The following is a 14,243-nucleotide window of genomic DNA, read 5'->3' on the forward strand; positions in this document are numbered from 1 at the left end:
GTCATTTTTATGATGTGTGGCGCTTATGAGTAATTAAGTCGGTCAATCGCTCGTCACGCCACTGCTGACGTGCCGGCCGTTGCGCGGCCGGCAATTCCTGTTGTCGTTCGTCTTCCAGCCTGGCGAGCAGCGTTTCGTTCCATTCACGCGGCTGGGCCTGACGGGCAATGTCCAGGTAAAGCGGCCCGTACCGGTGGCAATAGTCACGAATCCCGCCTGGTGCGTTTAAATCAATCGTCTCGAATGGGCCCATGAATGCCCAGCGCAACCCCAAGCCATCCTTTACGGCCTTATCAACATCGGCACTGTCGATATAGCCGTCCTCCACCAGACGGAATGCCTCGGCCAACAGGGCCCCCTGTAGTCGATTGACGATAAATCCCAGGATTTCTCGACGTACCATGATGGGCACCTGGCCTGCATTTTCGTAGAGGGTTCGGGCGCGCTCCATGACCACGGCGTCTGTCCATGGCGCGGGCACCAGTTCTACCAATGGCACCAACGAGGGCGGATTGATCGGGTGCGCCACCAGACAGCGAGAGCGGCCTTTGAGATTTTCGGTAAAGCTGGAAGCGGGTATGCCAGAGGTGGAGCTGGCCAATATCGTATCTGGATCGGCTGCTTCGTCCATGAGGGCAAAGATTGCTTGCTTTGCGTCAACCGCTTCGCGAATATTTTCTTGTACCAGCGACGCGCCGCGCAATGCTTCTTTCAAGTCGGCATTGACGCACACACGCTGCATGATCTTCTTTGGGTCTTCGCTGATGAGCCCGGCGTTACGCTGCGATACCAAACTGGTCTCTATGACGGACAGCGCCCCCTCAAGTGCCACGGCCTGGGCGTCGTACAGTACGACGGGGTGGCCTGCCCGTGAAAATACCGATGCCCATGCACATCCAATAAGTCCAGCCCCAATGATCGCAATCTTTTCCATGAGTTTTCGTCCTTCAGATGATCAGGCAGGCCGTGCCTGGATGGCTGCGGTACGCCGCTGGCGGTATAGAGTTATTTGCCGCCACCCAGATAGGCGGCCTTCACTTCCTCGTTGTCTTGCAACTGGACGGGTGTGCCTTCCACGATAAGGTTGCCCGTCGCCAGCACGTAGCCTCGATCAGCCACCGATAGCGCCATATTGGCGTTTTGTTCTACAAGCAATACCGTTGTGCCGTGGCTGCGTATATTGCGGATAGTGGCAAAAAGCTGCTGTACGATGATGGGCGCCAGGCCTAGTGAAGGCTCGTCCAGAAGGAGCAGCTTCGGCCTGGACATCAGGCCCCGGGCAACAGCCAGCATCTGCTGCTGCCCGCCAGACAAGCTCCAGCCCAGCGCACCGGTCAGGCGTTTGAGGTCAGGGAATATTTCGAACATTTCCTCAACTTCCGCGTCCATTTGGCGTCGGGGCAAGTGGCCTCTGCCAGAGGTGCCGATCATGATGTTCTCTTTGACCGTCAGGCCCGCGAAGATGCGTCTACCCTCAGGTACGTGAGCGATGCCTTGGCGCACGATGTGCTCGGCCTTGACGCGCTTGAGCGATTTGCCTTCGAACAGGATGTCGCCATCGCTGACGGGCGTGAGGCCGGAGATGCTGCGCAAGGTCGTGCTCTTGCCGGCGCCATTGGCGCCCAGCAAGGTGACGATTTCGCCTGCTTCGACATGGAGGGATATGCCCTTGAGCGCTCGCACATTTCCGTAGGCGCTATGGACATTCTTAAGTTCAAGTAGCGGCATGCGCGGGCGCTCCCAGATAGGCGGTGATGACATCGGGGTGACGCAGGACTTCCTGAGGCGTGCCTTCGGCAATTTTCTTGCCAAAATTCAGCACTGTGATTTTGTCCGATATCTGCTCGATCAGGCCAATATCATGTTCGATCAGGAAAATCGTCAGGCCATGGCCACTCAGGCGTTTGAGGAGATCGCCAAGTTCTTTTTTCTCTGTCTGGTTCAGGCCGGCCGCAGGCTCATCGAGCAGCAGGAGCCGAGGGTGGCCGGCCAGGGCGCGCGCAATCTCAACCAGGCGCTGATGGCCATAGGGCAGGTTCTGCACGATTAGTTCGGCCTTGTCGGCCATTTCGACGAATTTGAGTGCCGACAACGCTCGCTGCCGTAACGCCTCGCGGCCCGGTTCGATAGGATTGTTGGCCCGCTGCGCGCCAATCATCACGTTTTCGACCACCGACATTGTGGGGAAGAGGCGAATATTCTGGAATGTACGCCCTATGCCCAGTCCAGCTCGCTCATGAGGAGACATGCTGGTGATGCCAGTGCTGTCGAACGTGATGCTGCCACTCGTAGCGCTATAAATTCCATTGAGCACATTTAGCGTCGTGGTCTTGCCTGATCCGTTAGGTCCGATCAAGGCATGCACCGTGCCGCGCGCCACTTGCAGCGACACGCCGTCCACTGCTTTCACTCCGCCGAAGTACTTGCGTACGTCATTGATCTGCAGGATGGGCGACTGGTCGTCTATCGGTACGGTCAAGTCGAGCGCTGCGATGGCATCCACGTCTATTGTCAGGCGCTTGCGGCGCCGGTCCAACGGTGCTCGCAACAGGCCCCAGATGCCGGCAGGGAGAAATACCATAATCAGTATGACCGCCAGACCGTATACCGCCAGGTACACCTCTTTCAGGAAGCGCAGCCATTCGGGCAGCAGGATAAGAAGGCTGGTGCCCAGCACGCCGCCAAACGCCGATTGCGCACCACCCAGCAATACCATTGTCAGGAACTCGATAGAGCGCGTGAAATTAAAATTGTCTGGGCTGATGTAGGCGAAACCGGCTGCGTAGAAGGCTCCGCCTACACCAGCGAGACCCGCGCTCATGGTAAAAGCGACGACCTTGACACGCAGGGTGTTGATGCCGCTGACTTCAGCGGCCAGCTCGTTCTCGCGTACGGCGCGCATGCCCCGCCCGGTGCGGGTCTGCGGTAGCCACCAAACCATGAAAATCGCCGCATACAAGATGACCATGCACAGCAAAAGATAGTAGCGGTCGTCGATCAGTTCGAAGCCGAATAGCGACGGCCGCTCGATGCCGGCCACGCCGTCCGGGCCTTGCGTGACTTGTGACCAGTTCACCAGAACCAGATCGAAGATTATTTGAAAACTAATGGTGATCATGGCCAGGTAATGACCGCCCAGGCGTAGCGTGGTCAACCCCAACACAAAACCGGCTACAACGGCCATCCCGATACCCATGAGCAAGGCAATCCAGAAATTCAAACCTAGTACTACAGTTCCGATGGCTACGGCATAGGCGCCAAGCCCGAAGAAGGTAGCCTGGGCCAAATTGATCTGTCCGGCATAGCCCAGTACGATCGTCATGCCCAGCACGGCGACGGAATAAGTGGCGGCCTGCATGAGAATATTCAATATGTAGGGACTCAGGCTCACGAACAGCGGTGCTATGGCTACCAGCACGCCCAGCATAATGAAGAACGCGATTTTGGTGCCTGTGCCAAATGGGGGGCGTGTCTTGACTGACGGCGGAGCGGCCATGCTAGCGACATCGGTAGATTGCGAGTCTTTCATGCTTTCTCCGAGATTTTTTCGCCGAAGATCCCTTGAGGCCTGACAAGCAGGAAGATGAACAGAAGGAGAAAGGCAAAGGCGTCTTTATAGGGAACTGAAATGTAGGCTGCGCCGAAGCTCTCCACGACCCCCAGAAGAAGTCCGCCGACGATGGCACCCGTTATATCGCCAAAGCCGCCGATGATCGTGGCCGCGAACGCCTTGAGCGCGATGATCGCCCCCATTCCAATGGAAACAAATAAGACGGGCGAAACCAGTATGCCGGCGATCCCGCCCAGAGTGGCGCTGTAGATGAAAGTAAAGGCGATCATCCCCGCGACCGGGATACCGACCAGGCGAGCCATGTCCTTGTCTTGCGAGGTAGCCTGCAGTTTTTTACCCAGCAGCGTATGTTCGAACAGGAAGTACTGGAAGGCCACCGCAATTGCGGTGACGGCCAGTATCACCAAGTATTGCGTATCCATGAACACGCCGCCCACTTCAATGCCTTGCGTCTCGAACACGCGCTGCATGGGCTTGGGTTGCGGCCCGAAGAAATAGAGCACCGTGTTTTGCATGAAGATCGAAGCACCCAGTGTGCTGATGATGACTGGCAGGAATGAGCGGTGGCGCAGGGGATAGTAGACCCCCAGGTTGAAGACCATGCCGATCACCGCCATGATCAGTAGCGCCATGATGACGCTCAACCAGTAGGGCAAGCCTGCGCCCATGAAGGCCACCATGGCGAAGCCGCCCAGCATTGCAAAATCGCCTTGCGCGAAATTGACCACGTTGGTTGCGCGAATGATCAGCACGAATCCTAGAGCTACAAGGGAATAGATTGATCCAAGCGCAAGGCCGGCAAACAGCACCTGGAAATTCATGGCAAAGAAATCCAAAGCTTCTCCTCCTTTCCTGTGCCAGCACCGCGGTCCGAAGAGGCTGGGGCTGGTCATTGTTTTCAGTCGGAACAACTCGGCGTAAGCCCGGAGGGCTGATTAAGACCGGTGTATCTTTATAAACAACAGTTGCCGGGGGTAAAACATTTGATGAGGCACAGCAGATCGACCAAATAGCCAGAAATCAGGGCGTTAGCAGAAATACCAGTAAAGACCAGACTAAACTTGAGCTCCGCCTCCATCCCATGTACGATCAGATCGGAAATCATATCGGCAACTCTACAATGCCAATATGGACGCGTCAAGCTATTTGAAGGAGTCGAGTTATGTCCAACACGATCAAGGCAGACCGCTTTGCCCGAGCGGCAGAGCCGGATAAGCGATTACGTATCGCCCGTCGAACTTCGTTGGGTGATGAGGTCTATGAAACGCTGCTGGCACAACTCGTTTCCTTGAGAATTCCGCCGAACGCGCGAATTTCCGTGGACGCGCTGGTGCGCGAACTCGGAGTTTCGCAGACGCCTATCCGCGCGGCGCTGATACGGTTGGAAAATGAGGGCTTAGTCGTCAAGACCCATAACGTGGGTTATAGCGCTGCCCCAATGCCTTCGCGGGACAAATTCGAGCAAATCTATGATCTGCGTCTGTTGCTCGAACCTTATGCAGCCGAGCAGGCCTGCCAGAAGCTGGGCGACGTGGCGCGCGGTGAGCTGGCTGAGTTGGCACTCGCCATGACTGAGCCCGAACCAGAGGATGCTGAGCGGGCTTATGGCAAGTTTGCGTTGCATGACGCCAAGTTCCATGCGCTGATTGCCACGCAGAGCGGCAACCTCCTGGTGGCCGAGGCCTTGGCGCGTTCTTATGCGCACTCGCACTTATTTCGCCTGCGGTACCATGCTGCGGCCACGGAAGGCGCTGTGGAAGAGCACGCCAAGATTATCAGCGCGATGGCGGCAGCCGACCCCTCCGGCGCTCATGCCGCCATGGAAGAGCACATCGTTCGTTCGCGTGCGCGCTGGCGCCCCTATTTTGTCGAATGACCTGACCGCTGCGCAAAGCCCTGTCCGGCTACCAGCAGCGACGGCGAGCGCTACCAGAGCAATGATCGCCAGCGGCCAGAGACTGGCGAGGATGTCTCTGAGCGGCAGTGCCTTGAGAAAGCTGCCCTGTACGATGATCAGGAAATAGGTCAGTGGAATGGCCTGAGCCAGCCATTGCATCAGCGTCGGCATGATGATTTCCGGCGTGGAGGCGGGTGAAACCAAGAGCTGATCGAAGGCGCCCAGCTCGCGTTCGCGGGCGATCAACAACGAGGTAATGAGCAAGGCGCTGAAAAATGCCAGAATACCGGAGAGGCCGGGTACGATAAACCAGCGGCAAATCAGGTTGGGATTGAGCATAACAACGGTGAACTGAGCAATGCACTGGCCAAGCAAATGCCAATACTGAGTGAGCCCGGCGTATGGACGGAGATCATCGAGACAGTATCACTGGCTCGCCGCACGGAACCCGATCTACGGCTTCAACCCCCCCTCTCACCGACTCAACCCGACCCCGCAAAGCCCCCAGCACCTCCTCATTATGCTCGCCCAATACCGGCGGCGGCACCACCTCAGTACTCCGCTGCCCGTCAAACGAAACCGGCGGACGCACGGTGCGAAAGTCGCCCATGGTCTTATGCTTGGCCGAAACCAGAAGCTCCAGATGCTTGGCCTGCGGGTCTTCAAGCGCTTCGCTGGTGTCGTACATGGGGGCATAAGGCACATCTTCCGCGTCCAGGCGGCGGCACCATTCTGCACCGGGATGCTTCGCAAATATACCGCCCAGTATCTGGATTAATGCTTCCTGGTTCTGGATGCGTCCGTCGCGGTCGGAAAAGCGCGGATCCTGGAATAATGAAGGCTGCTCGATCGCTGTCGCCAGGCCCTGCCAGAATTTTTCGGGCGAGGACATATGCAGGGCCACCCATTTCTCGTCGGCGCACTTCATTACGTAGGACTGGGAAACGCTGGGCCGGCTGTAAGGCCCCATTACCTCGCCCGCCGAATAGTAGTGCGTGAAGGCATCCAGATTGAAGTGGCTCATGGCTTCCAGCATGGACACCTCGACTTTGCGGCCGACGCCCGTGCTGTTGCGCTCGTGCAGCGCGCCCAGGATGCCGTAGGCGGCATAGAAGCCAGTGATGGAATCGGCCAGTGCGGGGCCGACGACACGCGGGTTTTCGGGATTGATCAGCAAGCCCAGGAAACCGCTGGCGGCCTGCGTGACGGAATCGTAGGCAGGCCGCCCGGCCGCTGGACCCGTGGGACCGAAGCCGCTGATCGAGCAGTAGATCAGGCGGGGGTTTAGTTTGCGTACCCGCTCTTCGCCCACATTGAGCCGCTCGGCGGCGCCGGCCGAGCTGCATCGCGAATCCCTGGTCTTGCTGTCGCCCAGTTTTTCAACGCGCCGCCTGCTGGACGAATGCTTCAACGTTGCCGGCGCGACGCCCAACGTTATCGCGGAAATGAACACGATACCGGCCATGCCGGGACTGCTCATGCCTGCAAACGTGGGCATCATCGCGGCGCCCAGCGCGGTCGCGGAACATAACAAGCCCCTTCGCGTCATTCCCCTGGAAGGCCCCACTCCCATCCGTACCCACGGTTTGCTGTTCATGGACAGGCATGATCAGACCTCGGCCAGCACGGCCCTGATCGCCCTGATCCGGAAACAAACGAAGGCCAAGGCCAGCCAACATGGCTCCCGGGGCCGAATTGATGCAAGACATGACCGACGTCAAAGGATGCGCCCGGCCCTACTTTAAGAAAAACAGAGCCGTCATGAGCAGTCCAACCGCAACAATCCCCCAGCGCAGCCACTGAGCAGCAACTCGCCTTGCCATGCGTGCCCCCAGATAACCACCTATGGTTGCGGCCACCATCATGACAAGCGCCTGATGCCAGGCCACCACATTACCCAGTGCGTAGATAACAACAGCAATGAAGGTAAGCAGCGCCGACACCAGATTCTTCATGCCATTCATGGCGTTCAGTTGGCTTTGACCCAACAAGCTGAACAGCGCAAGCAGCAAAATACCCAGGCCACCATTGAAATAGCCGCCATATACGGCAACAGCCAGCATGCTCAGACGGGACTTCCAGAACGACACAGCCCGGCCGTCAGATGAGCCTGCCCATTGTCGCAATTGAGGACCGAACGCAAACACGGCTGTGGCCACCAGCAACAGCCATGGAATGACTTTGCTGAACGTTGCCTCCGACGTCACAAGTAACAAGACTGCCCCTGCTGCCCCGCCCAGCAACGACAGCAGGACGATTTCGCGCATGCTCAAACTGGGGGGAGATTGCATATCTTCCCGGAACCCCCAAACCCCTGCCACATAGCCTGGGAAAAGCGCAACTGTGCCCGTTGCATTGGCAGCAACGGGAGGAATACCCGTAAACACCAGTGCCGGCAAGGTCAGGAAGCTACCTCCCCCCGCGACAGCATTGAGCGCCCCCGCAGCAAATGCTGCACCGAGAATAATCAGCCAATCCATTAGAAAGTCAGTACGTTAACGGCGAGCCAGGGCATCAAGCTCTACATCCGACATTCCGAGTGCTACCCCGCCCAGCGCACACGTCACTTTGAGCGCTTGCCGTAGTTCCGCTTCCTGAATAATGGACCGAACATCTCCTGGAGAAAGAATATTGTTCACGCGAGAGTCGGGTTTATCAAAGCCAGCAACCAACCTGAAAGCAGGAATCCCATGTTTGGCAAAGTTGGCATGGTCAGAATTAGGCATGAGCGGCAGCCAGGTATCAATAGACACACCGGCAGCAGCCGCCGCTTTCTGTATATAGGGCTCCAGTGCAGGAAAATCACTCAACAATGCTGTCAATTTCGTATCACCGGCCACGGTATCCAGATTGATATCCAGCTTCATCCGCGCCCGTTCATTGCCATCCAGGTCGGCCAGATAGCGGGCCGAGCCTGCCAGCGCCCATTCCTCTGCGCAAAAAAAACAAATTCGCAGGCCTGGGGTGTCTGGGCCAACATGGGCAGCCAAGGCTCGCCCTGCAGCGAGCGCCACCGCTACGCCCGTGGCATTATCAAGTGCACTTTCACCCAGATCATGCCCGTCCATATGGGCGCTGATCACAACACGGCTGTCTCGCCCGCCTGGAATATCCAGGATGCCAACGCCAGCGTGGGCATCGGGCTCTTCTTCGCCATTGATGACAAGCGCAATGGTTGCCCGGCCACGAGCAGCCTCACGCAATGCCTGTCCGGTTTCAAAATCAACATAGGCAGCAGGAATACCAAACTGGCCATACCCCCTGCCTGACGAGCCTGATAAATGGCCCGCACCAGGCCACGGGCTTGCGATCAGGAATGCAGCGGCGCCGCCATTGACGGCAAGGTCATATTTTCGACGGCGATGCATATGCTCGCCAGAGAAAGGATATTCGTGGCTGACCAGCACCGCTTTGCCCTTGATGCTGTCACCTGCACGCTGGAAATCTTCCTGGCGACCTGCCCCCAAGTCAATCAGCTCGACATTCAAGCCTTCTGGCGGCGTAGAAGCCGAGCGCAACAGCGGTTGGCACTGCAAGGAAGCCTGACTTCCAACAAGGCCGAGTGTGGCAGCGACACAATGCCATCCGTCATAGGGGACATCGATCCGACGCACATCGTTGCCAATTTCGCCCAGACGTCCAAGCGCCCAGTCCAGCGCAGCACTGTCTTGCCCGGTTCCCGACAAACGACCACCAAAATCGCACACGGCGTTGAAATCCTTCATCAATGCAGCATCTTCAGCTGCATTCGCCAACCACTGTTCCATCTATATTCCTTTACTACGGTTTATCAGGTATGCGCCGACACCGGGCTCGGCCTGTCAGTTCAAAACGATATTGGCAGAACTGATGACGTCTTCCCAGCGGCTCAGATCTTTATCTATCACGTCGGCCATGGTTGCAGGATCAGCCTTGTTTGGAACATCCACCCCTAAAGAGCTCAGGCGTTCTTGCAATAGAGGATTTTTCAACCCTTTCAAGACAGCTTCGCTCAATTTAGCCCGGACGTCCTCTGGCGTTTTCGCAGGAACGACCAAGCCCCACCAGCTTGGAATAGTCATGCTTTCAAAACCGGACTCTTTGAAGGTAGGGACATCAGGCGTATCGGCGTGCCGTTCGGCCGAAGAAACACCAATCGGCACAACTTTGCCTGCATGGTAAAGCGCCGCAGCGCTGGCCAAAGAACCGAAGCCTGCATCGATCTGGCCGCCCGCCAGATCGGTAACGGAGGCGCCCGAACTCTTATAAGGAACATGCAAAAGCTGGGTACCGGACTCACGCATGAATAGCTCAGCCAGCAAATGAGAGAAAGAGCCATTTCCACCTGAACCGATCGTGATCGTGCCAGGTGCCGCTTTAGCCAGGTCTGCCAATTCCTTGGGCGTGTTAGCCTTGACGTTGGCATTTACAAACAGGTACATGGGAGACTCGCCAACCAGAGCGATCGGGGCAAAAGTTTCCCTGGCATTATATCTGATTCTATCCTTATACAGCGTAGGCACAATTGTGAACGGTACATCTACCAACAATAAGGTATAGCCGTCAGGCACTTCCTCTGCTGCATAGCCTGTGCCAATCATGCTGCCGGCGCCTGGCTTGTTTTCGATGATAACCGGTTGCCCCAGCTCTTTTGACAATTGGTCAGCAACCAATCGACCAATACTGTCTGAACTACCGCCCGTGGAATAAGGAACAACAATCTTGATGGGTTTATCCGGAAATTCGGCCATAGCCGGTTTCATCATGGCCAACGGTGCACATAACAGCACGGATGCTGTAAATATCTTTCTTAAGCTTTTCATCTTTTTATCCCCTTCAGAGAATGCGCAGCGGGCCAGTCTACGACAATGTCTGCCGTGCAAGAACGGATATATGGGCATAAGCCATGCCAGATCGGAATACCTGATCGCGAACTCAGCGACTTATAAAATCATTTACCCGTTGCTGCAGCTGGCGAGCTGAATACATGACCCAGTCAGAAAAGGCTTCCACATGTGGATCATAGCGTCGTGCTGCGGGTTTCATCAGATAGTAGGCGTAACGCCCTATGACCGCTTCGCCCAAGGGCCTGACAACTGTGCCCTGATCGAGCGCGTCCAGCGTCATACATAGCGGCGCAATGGCGGCACCCAGCCCATGAGTGACTGCAGGCAGCAGCATGGAGAATCCTTCGTACTCCGGCGCATCTGCCGGAGGGCCGGACCAGTTTGGTGCCATAACAGCCCGCCACTCGCTCCAGTTATAGCCTCTCTGTGCACGTTTGAGCAGCACCAGGCGATCCAGGTCTGCAATACTAAAAGCACGCTCTCGCTGCACGAGGTCCGGCGCGGCAACCAGCGCCATTTCCCGACCACACAAGTACTCAGTGCTCAGGCCACCGGCATGGCCGGTATGCAGCTGGATAGCTGCATCAAAGGGCTCAAATGCCTGAGGCTCATATAACAATCGAGGACGGATATTCAGCTTGATGTGCGGATGCTTGGCAAAAAACTCGGACAAGTTGGGCAGCAAGCAAAAATGAGCAAAAGATGGCGAAACGACGACATTGAGCGCCGCGCGAGCGTCAGAATGAGCCACTAACGCACTCGCCTCATCGATCAAATGCACCGCCGGGCCAATCCGTTTCAGGTATTGGATGCCGGCGTAGGTCAGTTCAAGGCCTCGGGCTTTGCGGTCAAACAATGCCGTGCCCAGCCTCTGCTCCAAAGTAAATATATGCTTGCTGACTGCACTTTGCGTCAAGCTCAATTCTTCAGCACTACGGCTGAAATTCAATGTCTGTGCGGCACTAATAAAAATACGCAGCGACTTCAATGAGTCTCGCGACCCTTTCATCAGCGATGCTCCTGTAATGTGATCCTGCCTCGATTCCACGTACATTCGGTCATGCTGCTTTCCCAATGGCTTTAGCGGCGACCGGGGTCTGAAATCCGTTCGAGGCTCGGTATAGCCTTTCGACTTTCAAGGTTTTAAAGAAGCTCTCCATAGATGCATTATCCCAGGCATTTGCTTTTCAGCGATCGATCACGCGCACCGACGAGCACTGCGAGCCCGCTTGCATGCCTACCCGTTCCGCCCGGTGTCGAGGCGGCACACCGCGAAGGCGGCCTCGCTGGCAAGCCTATATGCTCGAACATTTGAGCGAACGCCTGCCGGTTATCATGGTCTCGAGCCATTGCGAACTGTCAGTCGGGCGCTTGCAAGCCTTGTTCCAGGACGAATGCGGGCAGTCGCCGTTACAATGGTGGCGCATGCAGCGTCTGCAAGCGGTGCGGGGCAGCAAAACGGCTTTGCGGGTAATGCTTATGCCTGCTCCCCCACGATCTTGTCCTGCGTCTTCGTATCGAAGTCGCTGGCGTCATGCCGCTCATGTAGCTGGCTGGATAGCGCGCCGCGCATGCGGTTGACTTTACGACCACGCTCGACGGCTGGCCGGGCCAGGAGTTGGTCGGCCCAGCGCACGACGTTCTTGTAGTCCTGTACCGAGAGGAACTCGGCCGCTTCGTACTGCCAGCCCTTCACAAGCCCGCCGTACCAGGGCCAGATGGCCATGTCGGCAATCGTGTAATCGGCGCCGGCCACGAACTCGTTGTCGGCCAATTGACGGTCGAGCACGTCGAGCTGGCGCTTGACTTCCATGGCGTAGCGATTGATTGGATATTCCTGCTTGGTGGGGGCATAGGCATAAAAGTGGCCGAATCCGCCGCCCAGAAAGGGCGCCGAGCCCATTTGCCAGAACAGCCAGGAAAGCGTCTCGGCGCGGGCCGGCCTCTCCGTTGGCAGAAAGGCGCCGAATTTCTCGGCGAGGTACATGAGGATTGCGCCGGACTCGAAGACCCGGATCGGCGTCGGTTCACTGTGGTCTACCAGCGCCGGAATCTTGGAGTTGGGATTGATCTGGACGAAACCGGAGCTGAACTGGTCGCCTTCGCTGATTTTGATCAGCCAGGCGTCATACTCGGCGCCGGTGTGGCCGAGTGCAAGCAGCTCTTCCAACATAATGGTGACCTTCTGTCCATTCGGCGTTCCGAGCGAATAGAGCTGCAGCGGATGCCTGCCGACAGGCAATTCCTTGTCGTGGGTGGCGCCGGCGACGGGCCGGTTGATACTGGCGAAAGTGCCGCCGCTTTCCTGGTCCCATGTCCAGACTTCAGGCGGCGCATATTCGGTTGTGTTGCTCATTGCTGTATCTCCAAGGATAAGGATGGCGCGACGGCATGGATGCGCCGGGCAGGTATAAGTCTATGTGTTGCTGACAATTTCTGGCACTTCGTCCAATCCACGAACCACGTATGATGGCGCCGTGCCCAGTTCGTCAAATGTATTGTCGCGGCGATTAACCCAGCAGACGTCGAATCCGAAATAGCGCGCACCCGATGCGTCCCATGCATTAGACGAGACGAAGAGAATCTCATGTGGCGCCAGACCCAACGCTTCGCAAGCGAGCGTATAGACGCGTAAGTCGGGCTTGAATACCCCGATCCGCTCAACACTGAGCAGCTGAGTGAAATATTCTTGCAAGCCAGAATTCTTTACAACGCTGTCTATCGAGAAAACCGACCCATTGGACAAGATGGCCAGCGGCAGCCCCATATCTTTCAATCGCTGTAGTGCAGCGGGTACCTCCGGATGCGGCGACAGGTTCAGATACGCATTGCACAGCACGGTGCTGGTTGTCTCGTCGAGATCCAGTTTCAAGCGATTGCAGGTGTAAACCAGCGCGTCGCAGGTCGCCTGCTCAAACGAAATATACTGCCCCATCATGCTGCGCAACCAGGTGTATTCGAGCTGTTTCTGCCGCCACATCGTGCTGATATCGATGCCTCGGCCGGGATACGCAGCATCACACCGTTGAACGACCGAATGAACGTCGTACAGCGTCCCGTAAAGATCGAACACGATAGCCTTTATACCTGTCCTGGGATGGCCCTTAACCGCTGCTTTGTTGCCCTGTTCGTTCATGTTCAGACCTCAAACTATGGGTTATACAAATGGCGGTTCAAACCACCGGTGCGAAGTTCGAGGGAAACAGCGCACGTTGGGTCTCCTCGTCATTCACTTTTTTGAACTCGACATCGGATGCGACCGCGCGTGCGCGTGCAACAGCGGGTCGGGCATCGACCCCCCGAAACCAGCGTTTGATGTTCGGGTACAGCGCCAACGGATCCTCGTCTCCCTTCATCACCCTGGACGCTCTATCCAGCCATCCCCAAGCAGAAATGTCGGCGATCGTATATTCATTGCCGACGATGAATTCTCGATCACTCAAGTGATCGTCCAGGACCTTGTAATGACGCTCGGCTTCGCGGCGGTAGCGATTGACGGCGTAGTCCAGGCCCGCAGGCGCAGCGTGCTGGAAATGTACAGCCTGCCCCGAGAACGGACCGATGCCGCTTGCGATAAAAAGCAACCACGACAAGAGTGCCGGACGGTCCTGCGTCTGGCCAAGAAATCGGCCCGTCTTCTCGGCCAGATAAAGCAGGATGGCAGTGGAATCGAAGACCGCCGCGGGCTGTCCGCCGGGTCCTTCCAGATCGACGATTGCGGGAACCTTGCCGTTCGGGTTGATCTTGCGAAACTCCGGGTCGTGCTGCTGGCCTTTGCTGGTGTCCACCGGGACCACTTCATAATCCAGCCCGGCCTCTTCCAGAAAAAGTGAAATCTTGGCGGGGTTAGGTGTTGGATGATAATAAAAACGGATCATTTGCAAATTCTCCAATTTGGTAGTTTCGCAACGGCATAACCGAGTCTCAAAGAGAAAAATTTTCTTTGGCA

At 56.8% G+C, this 14,243-nt stretch carries 14 protein-coding genes; 2 read left to right on the forward strand and 12 right to left on the reverse strand.

The window, feature by feature from the left end; genetic code table 11:
- Positions 1-7 precede the first annotated feature (7 nt).
- The 4 genes from CR155_RS12995 to CR155_RS13010 all read right to left on the reverse strand — a co-directional run bounded on the left by CR155_RS12995 (position 8) and on the right by CR155_RS13010 (position 4,407).
- A complete protein-coding gene (locus CR155_RS12995) occupies positions 8-934 on the reverse strand; it encodes a 3-hydroxyacyl-CoA dehydrogenase (RefSeq protein WP_102070472.1) in 927 nt (308 codons plus the stop codon).
- Positions 935-1,005: 71 nt separating this feature from the next.
- On the reverse strand, positions 1,006-1,728 hold the full coding sequence (locus CR155_RS13000) for an ABC transporter ATP-binding protein (RefSeq protein ID WP_102070473.1): 723 nt from the start codon (positions 1,726-1,728) through the stop codon (positions 1,006-1,008).
- Positions 1,715-3,529 (reverse strand): branched-chain amino acid ABC transporter ATP-binding protein/permease, encoded by a 1,815-nt coding sequence (locus tag CR155_RS13005; protein WP_102070474.1) that lies wholly within the window; start codon positions 3,527-3,529, stop codon positions 1,715-1,717. Before CR155_RS13005 ends, CR155_RS13000 begins: the two co-directional genes overlap by 14 nt.
- Entirely contained in the window at positions 3,526-4,407 is an 882-nt protein-coding gene (locus CR155_RS13010) for a branched-chain amino acid ABC transporter permease (protein ID WP_233214254.1), read from the reverse strand. Before CR155_RS13010 ends, CR155_RS13005 begins: the two co-directional genes overlap by 4 nt.
- A gap of 326 nt (positions 4,408-4,733) precedes the next feature.
- On the opposite strand from CR155_RS13010, the gene CR155_RS13015 reads away from it, so the two are divergent.
- Positions 4,734-5,447 (forward strand): GntR family transcriptional regulator, encoded by a 714-nt coding sequence (locus CR155_RS13015; RefSeq protein ID WP_102070475.1) that lies wholly within the window; start codon positions 4,734-4,736, stop codon positions 5,445-5,447.
- A 433-nt stretch (positions 5,448-5,880) separates the two neighbouring features.
- Here CR155_RS13015 and CR155_RS13025 read toward each other — a convergent pair whose 3' ends face one another.
- A complete protein-coding gene (locus CR155_RS13025; protein ID WP_233214256.1) occupies positions 5,881-6,948 on the reverse strand; it encodes a CaiB/BaiF CoA transferase family protein in 1,068 nt (355 codons plus the stop codon).
- Between CR155_RS13025 and CR155_RS13030 the strand changes: the two genes are divergently transcribed.
- Positions 6,830-7,213 (forward strand): LysR family transcriptional regulator substrate-binding protein, encoded by a 384-nt coding sequence (locus CR155_RS13030; protein WP_233214259.1) that lies wholly within the window; start codon positions 6,830-6,832, stop codon positions 7,211-7,213. The two genes, CR155_RS13025 and CR155_RS13030, sit on opposite strands and share 119 nt — an antisense overlap.
- On the opposite strand, the gene CR155_RS13035 is transcribed toward CR155_RS13030, so the two are convergent.
- From CR155_RS13035 to CR155_RS13065, 7 genes are all read right to left on the reverse strand, one after another.
- Complete coding sequence (locus CR155_RS13035) at positions 7,205-7,948, reverse strand: sulfite exporter TauE/SafE family protein (RefSeq protein ID WP_102070476.1); 744 nt, start codon at positions 7,946-7,948, stop codon at positions 7,205-7,207. The genes CR155_RS13030 and CR155_RS13035 overlap by 9 nt on opposite strands.
- 15 nt (positions 7,949-7,963) lie before the next feature.
- Positions 7,964-9,235: a M28 family peptidase gene (locus CR155_RS13040; protein WP_102070477.1), complete on the reverse strand. Its 1,272-nt coding sequence runs from the start codon at positions 9,233-9,235 to the stop codon at positions 7,964-7,966.
- A 54-nt stretch (positions 9,236-9,289) separates the two neighbouring features.
- The gene (locus CR155_RS13045) at positions 9,290-10,270 is read right to left on the reverse strand and encodes a Bug family tripartite tricarboxylate transporter substrate binding protein (protein WP_158238269.1); all 981 of its coding nucleotides are present in this window, start codon (positions 10,268-10,270) and stop codon (positions 9,290-9,292) included.
- A gap of 112 nt (positions 10,271-10,382) precedes the next feature.
- Positions 10,383-11,303: a LysR substrate-binding domain-containing protein gene (locus tag CR155_RS13050; protein ID WP_158238270.1), complete on the reverse strand. Its 921-nt coding sequence runs from the start codon at positions 11,301-11,303 to the stop codon at positions 10,383-10,385.
- 468 nt (positions 11,304-11,771) lie between these two features.
- A complete protein-coding gene (gene yghU / locus CR155_RS13055; protein WP_102070480.1) occupies positions 11,772-12,650 on the reverse strand; it encodes a glutathione-dependent disulfide-bond oxidoreductase in 879 nt (292 codons plus the stop codon).
- Between the two features lie 60 nt (positions 12,651-12,710).
- A complete protein-coding gene (locus tag CR155_RS13060; RefSeq protein WP_102070481.1) occupies positions 12,711-13,430 on the reverse strand; it encodes a haloacid dehalogenase type II in 720 nt (239 codons plus the stop codon).
- Between the two features lie 37 nt (positions 13,431-13,467).
- A complete protein-coding gene (locus CR155_RS13065) occupies positions 13,468-14,172 on the reverse strand; it encodes a glutathione S-transferase family protein (protein ID WP_102070482.1) in 705 nt (234 codons plus the stop codon).
- Between the last annotated feature and the right edge of the window lie 71 nt (positions 14,173-14,243).

This window comes from Pollutimonas nitritireducens (assembly GCF_002849615.1).
GTDB classification, from domain to species: domain Bacteria; phylum Pseudomonadota; class Gammaproteobacteria; order Burkholderiales; family Burkholderiaceae_B; genus Pollutimonas; species Pollutimonas nitritireducens.

Excerpts from the sequence above, each read along its gene's own strand:
- CR155_RS12995 (WP_102070472.1), bottom strand. The coding sequence starts at position 934 with ATGGAAAAGATTGCGATCATTGGGGCTGGACTTATTGGATGTGCATGG.
- CR155_RS13000 (WP_102070473.1), bottom strand. The coding sequence starts at position 1,728 with ATGCCGCTACTTGAACTTAAGAATGTCCATAGCGCCTACGGAAATGTG.
- CR155_RS13005 (WP_102070474.1), bottom strand. The coding sequence starts at position 3,529 with ATGAAAGACTCGCAATCTACCGATGTCGCTAGCATGGCCGCTCCGCCG.
- CR155_RS13015 (WP_102070475.1), top strand. The coding sequence starts at position 4,734 with ATGTCCAACACGATCAAGGCAGACCGCTTTGCCCGAGCGGCAGAGCCG.
- CR155_RS13025 (WP_233214256.1), bottom strand. The coding sequence starts at position 6,948 with ATGAGCAGTCCCGGCATGGCCGGTATCGTGTTCATTTCCGCGATAACG.
- CR155_RS13035 (WP_102070476.1), bottom strand. The coding sequence starts at position 7,948 with ATGGATTGGCTGATTATTCTCGGTGCAGCATTTGCTGCGGGGGCGCTC.
- CR155_RS13040 (WP_102070477.1), bottom strand. The coding sequence starts at position 9,235 with ATGGAACAGTGGTTGGCGAATGCAGCTGAAGATGCTGCATTGATGAAG.
- CR155_RS13045 (WP_158238269.1), bottom strand. The coding sequence starts at position 10,270 with ATGAAAAGCTTAAGAAAGATATTTACAGCATCCGTGCTGTTATGTGCA.
- CR155_RS13050 (WP_158238270.1), bottom strand. The coding sequence starts at position 11,303 with ATGAAAGGGTCGCGAGACTCATTGAAGTCGCTGCGTATTTTTATTAGT.
- yghU (WP_102070480.1), bottom strand. The coding sequence starts at position 12,650 with ATGAGCAACACAACCGAATATGCGCCGCCTGAAGTCTGGACATGGGAC.
- CR155_RS13060 (WP_102070481.1), bottom strand. The coding sequence starts at position 13,430 with ATGAACGAACAGGGCAACAAAGCAGCGGTTAAGGGCCATCCCAGGACA.
- CR155_RS13065 (WP_102070482.1), bottom strand. The coding sequence starts at position 14,172 with ATGATCCGTTTTTATTATCATCCAACACCTAACCCCGCCAAGATTTCA.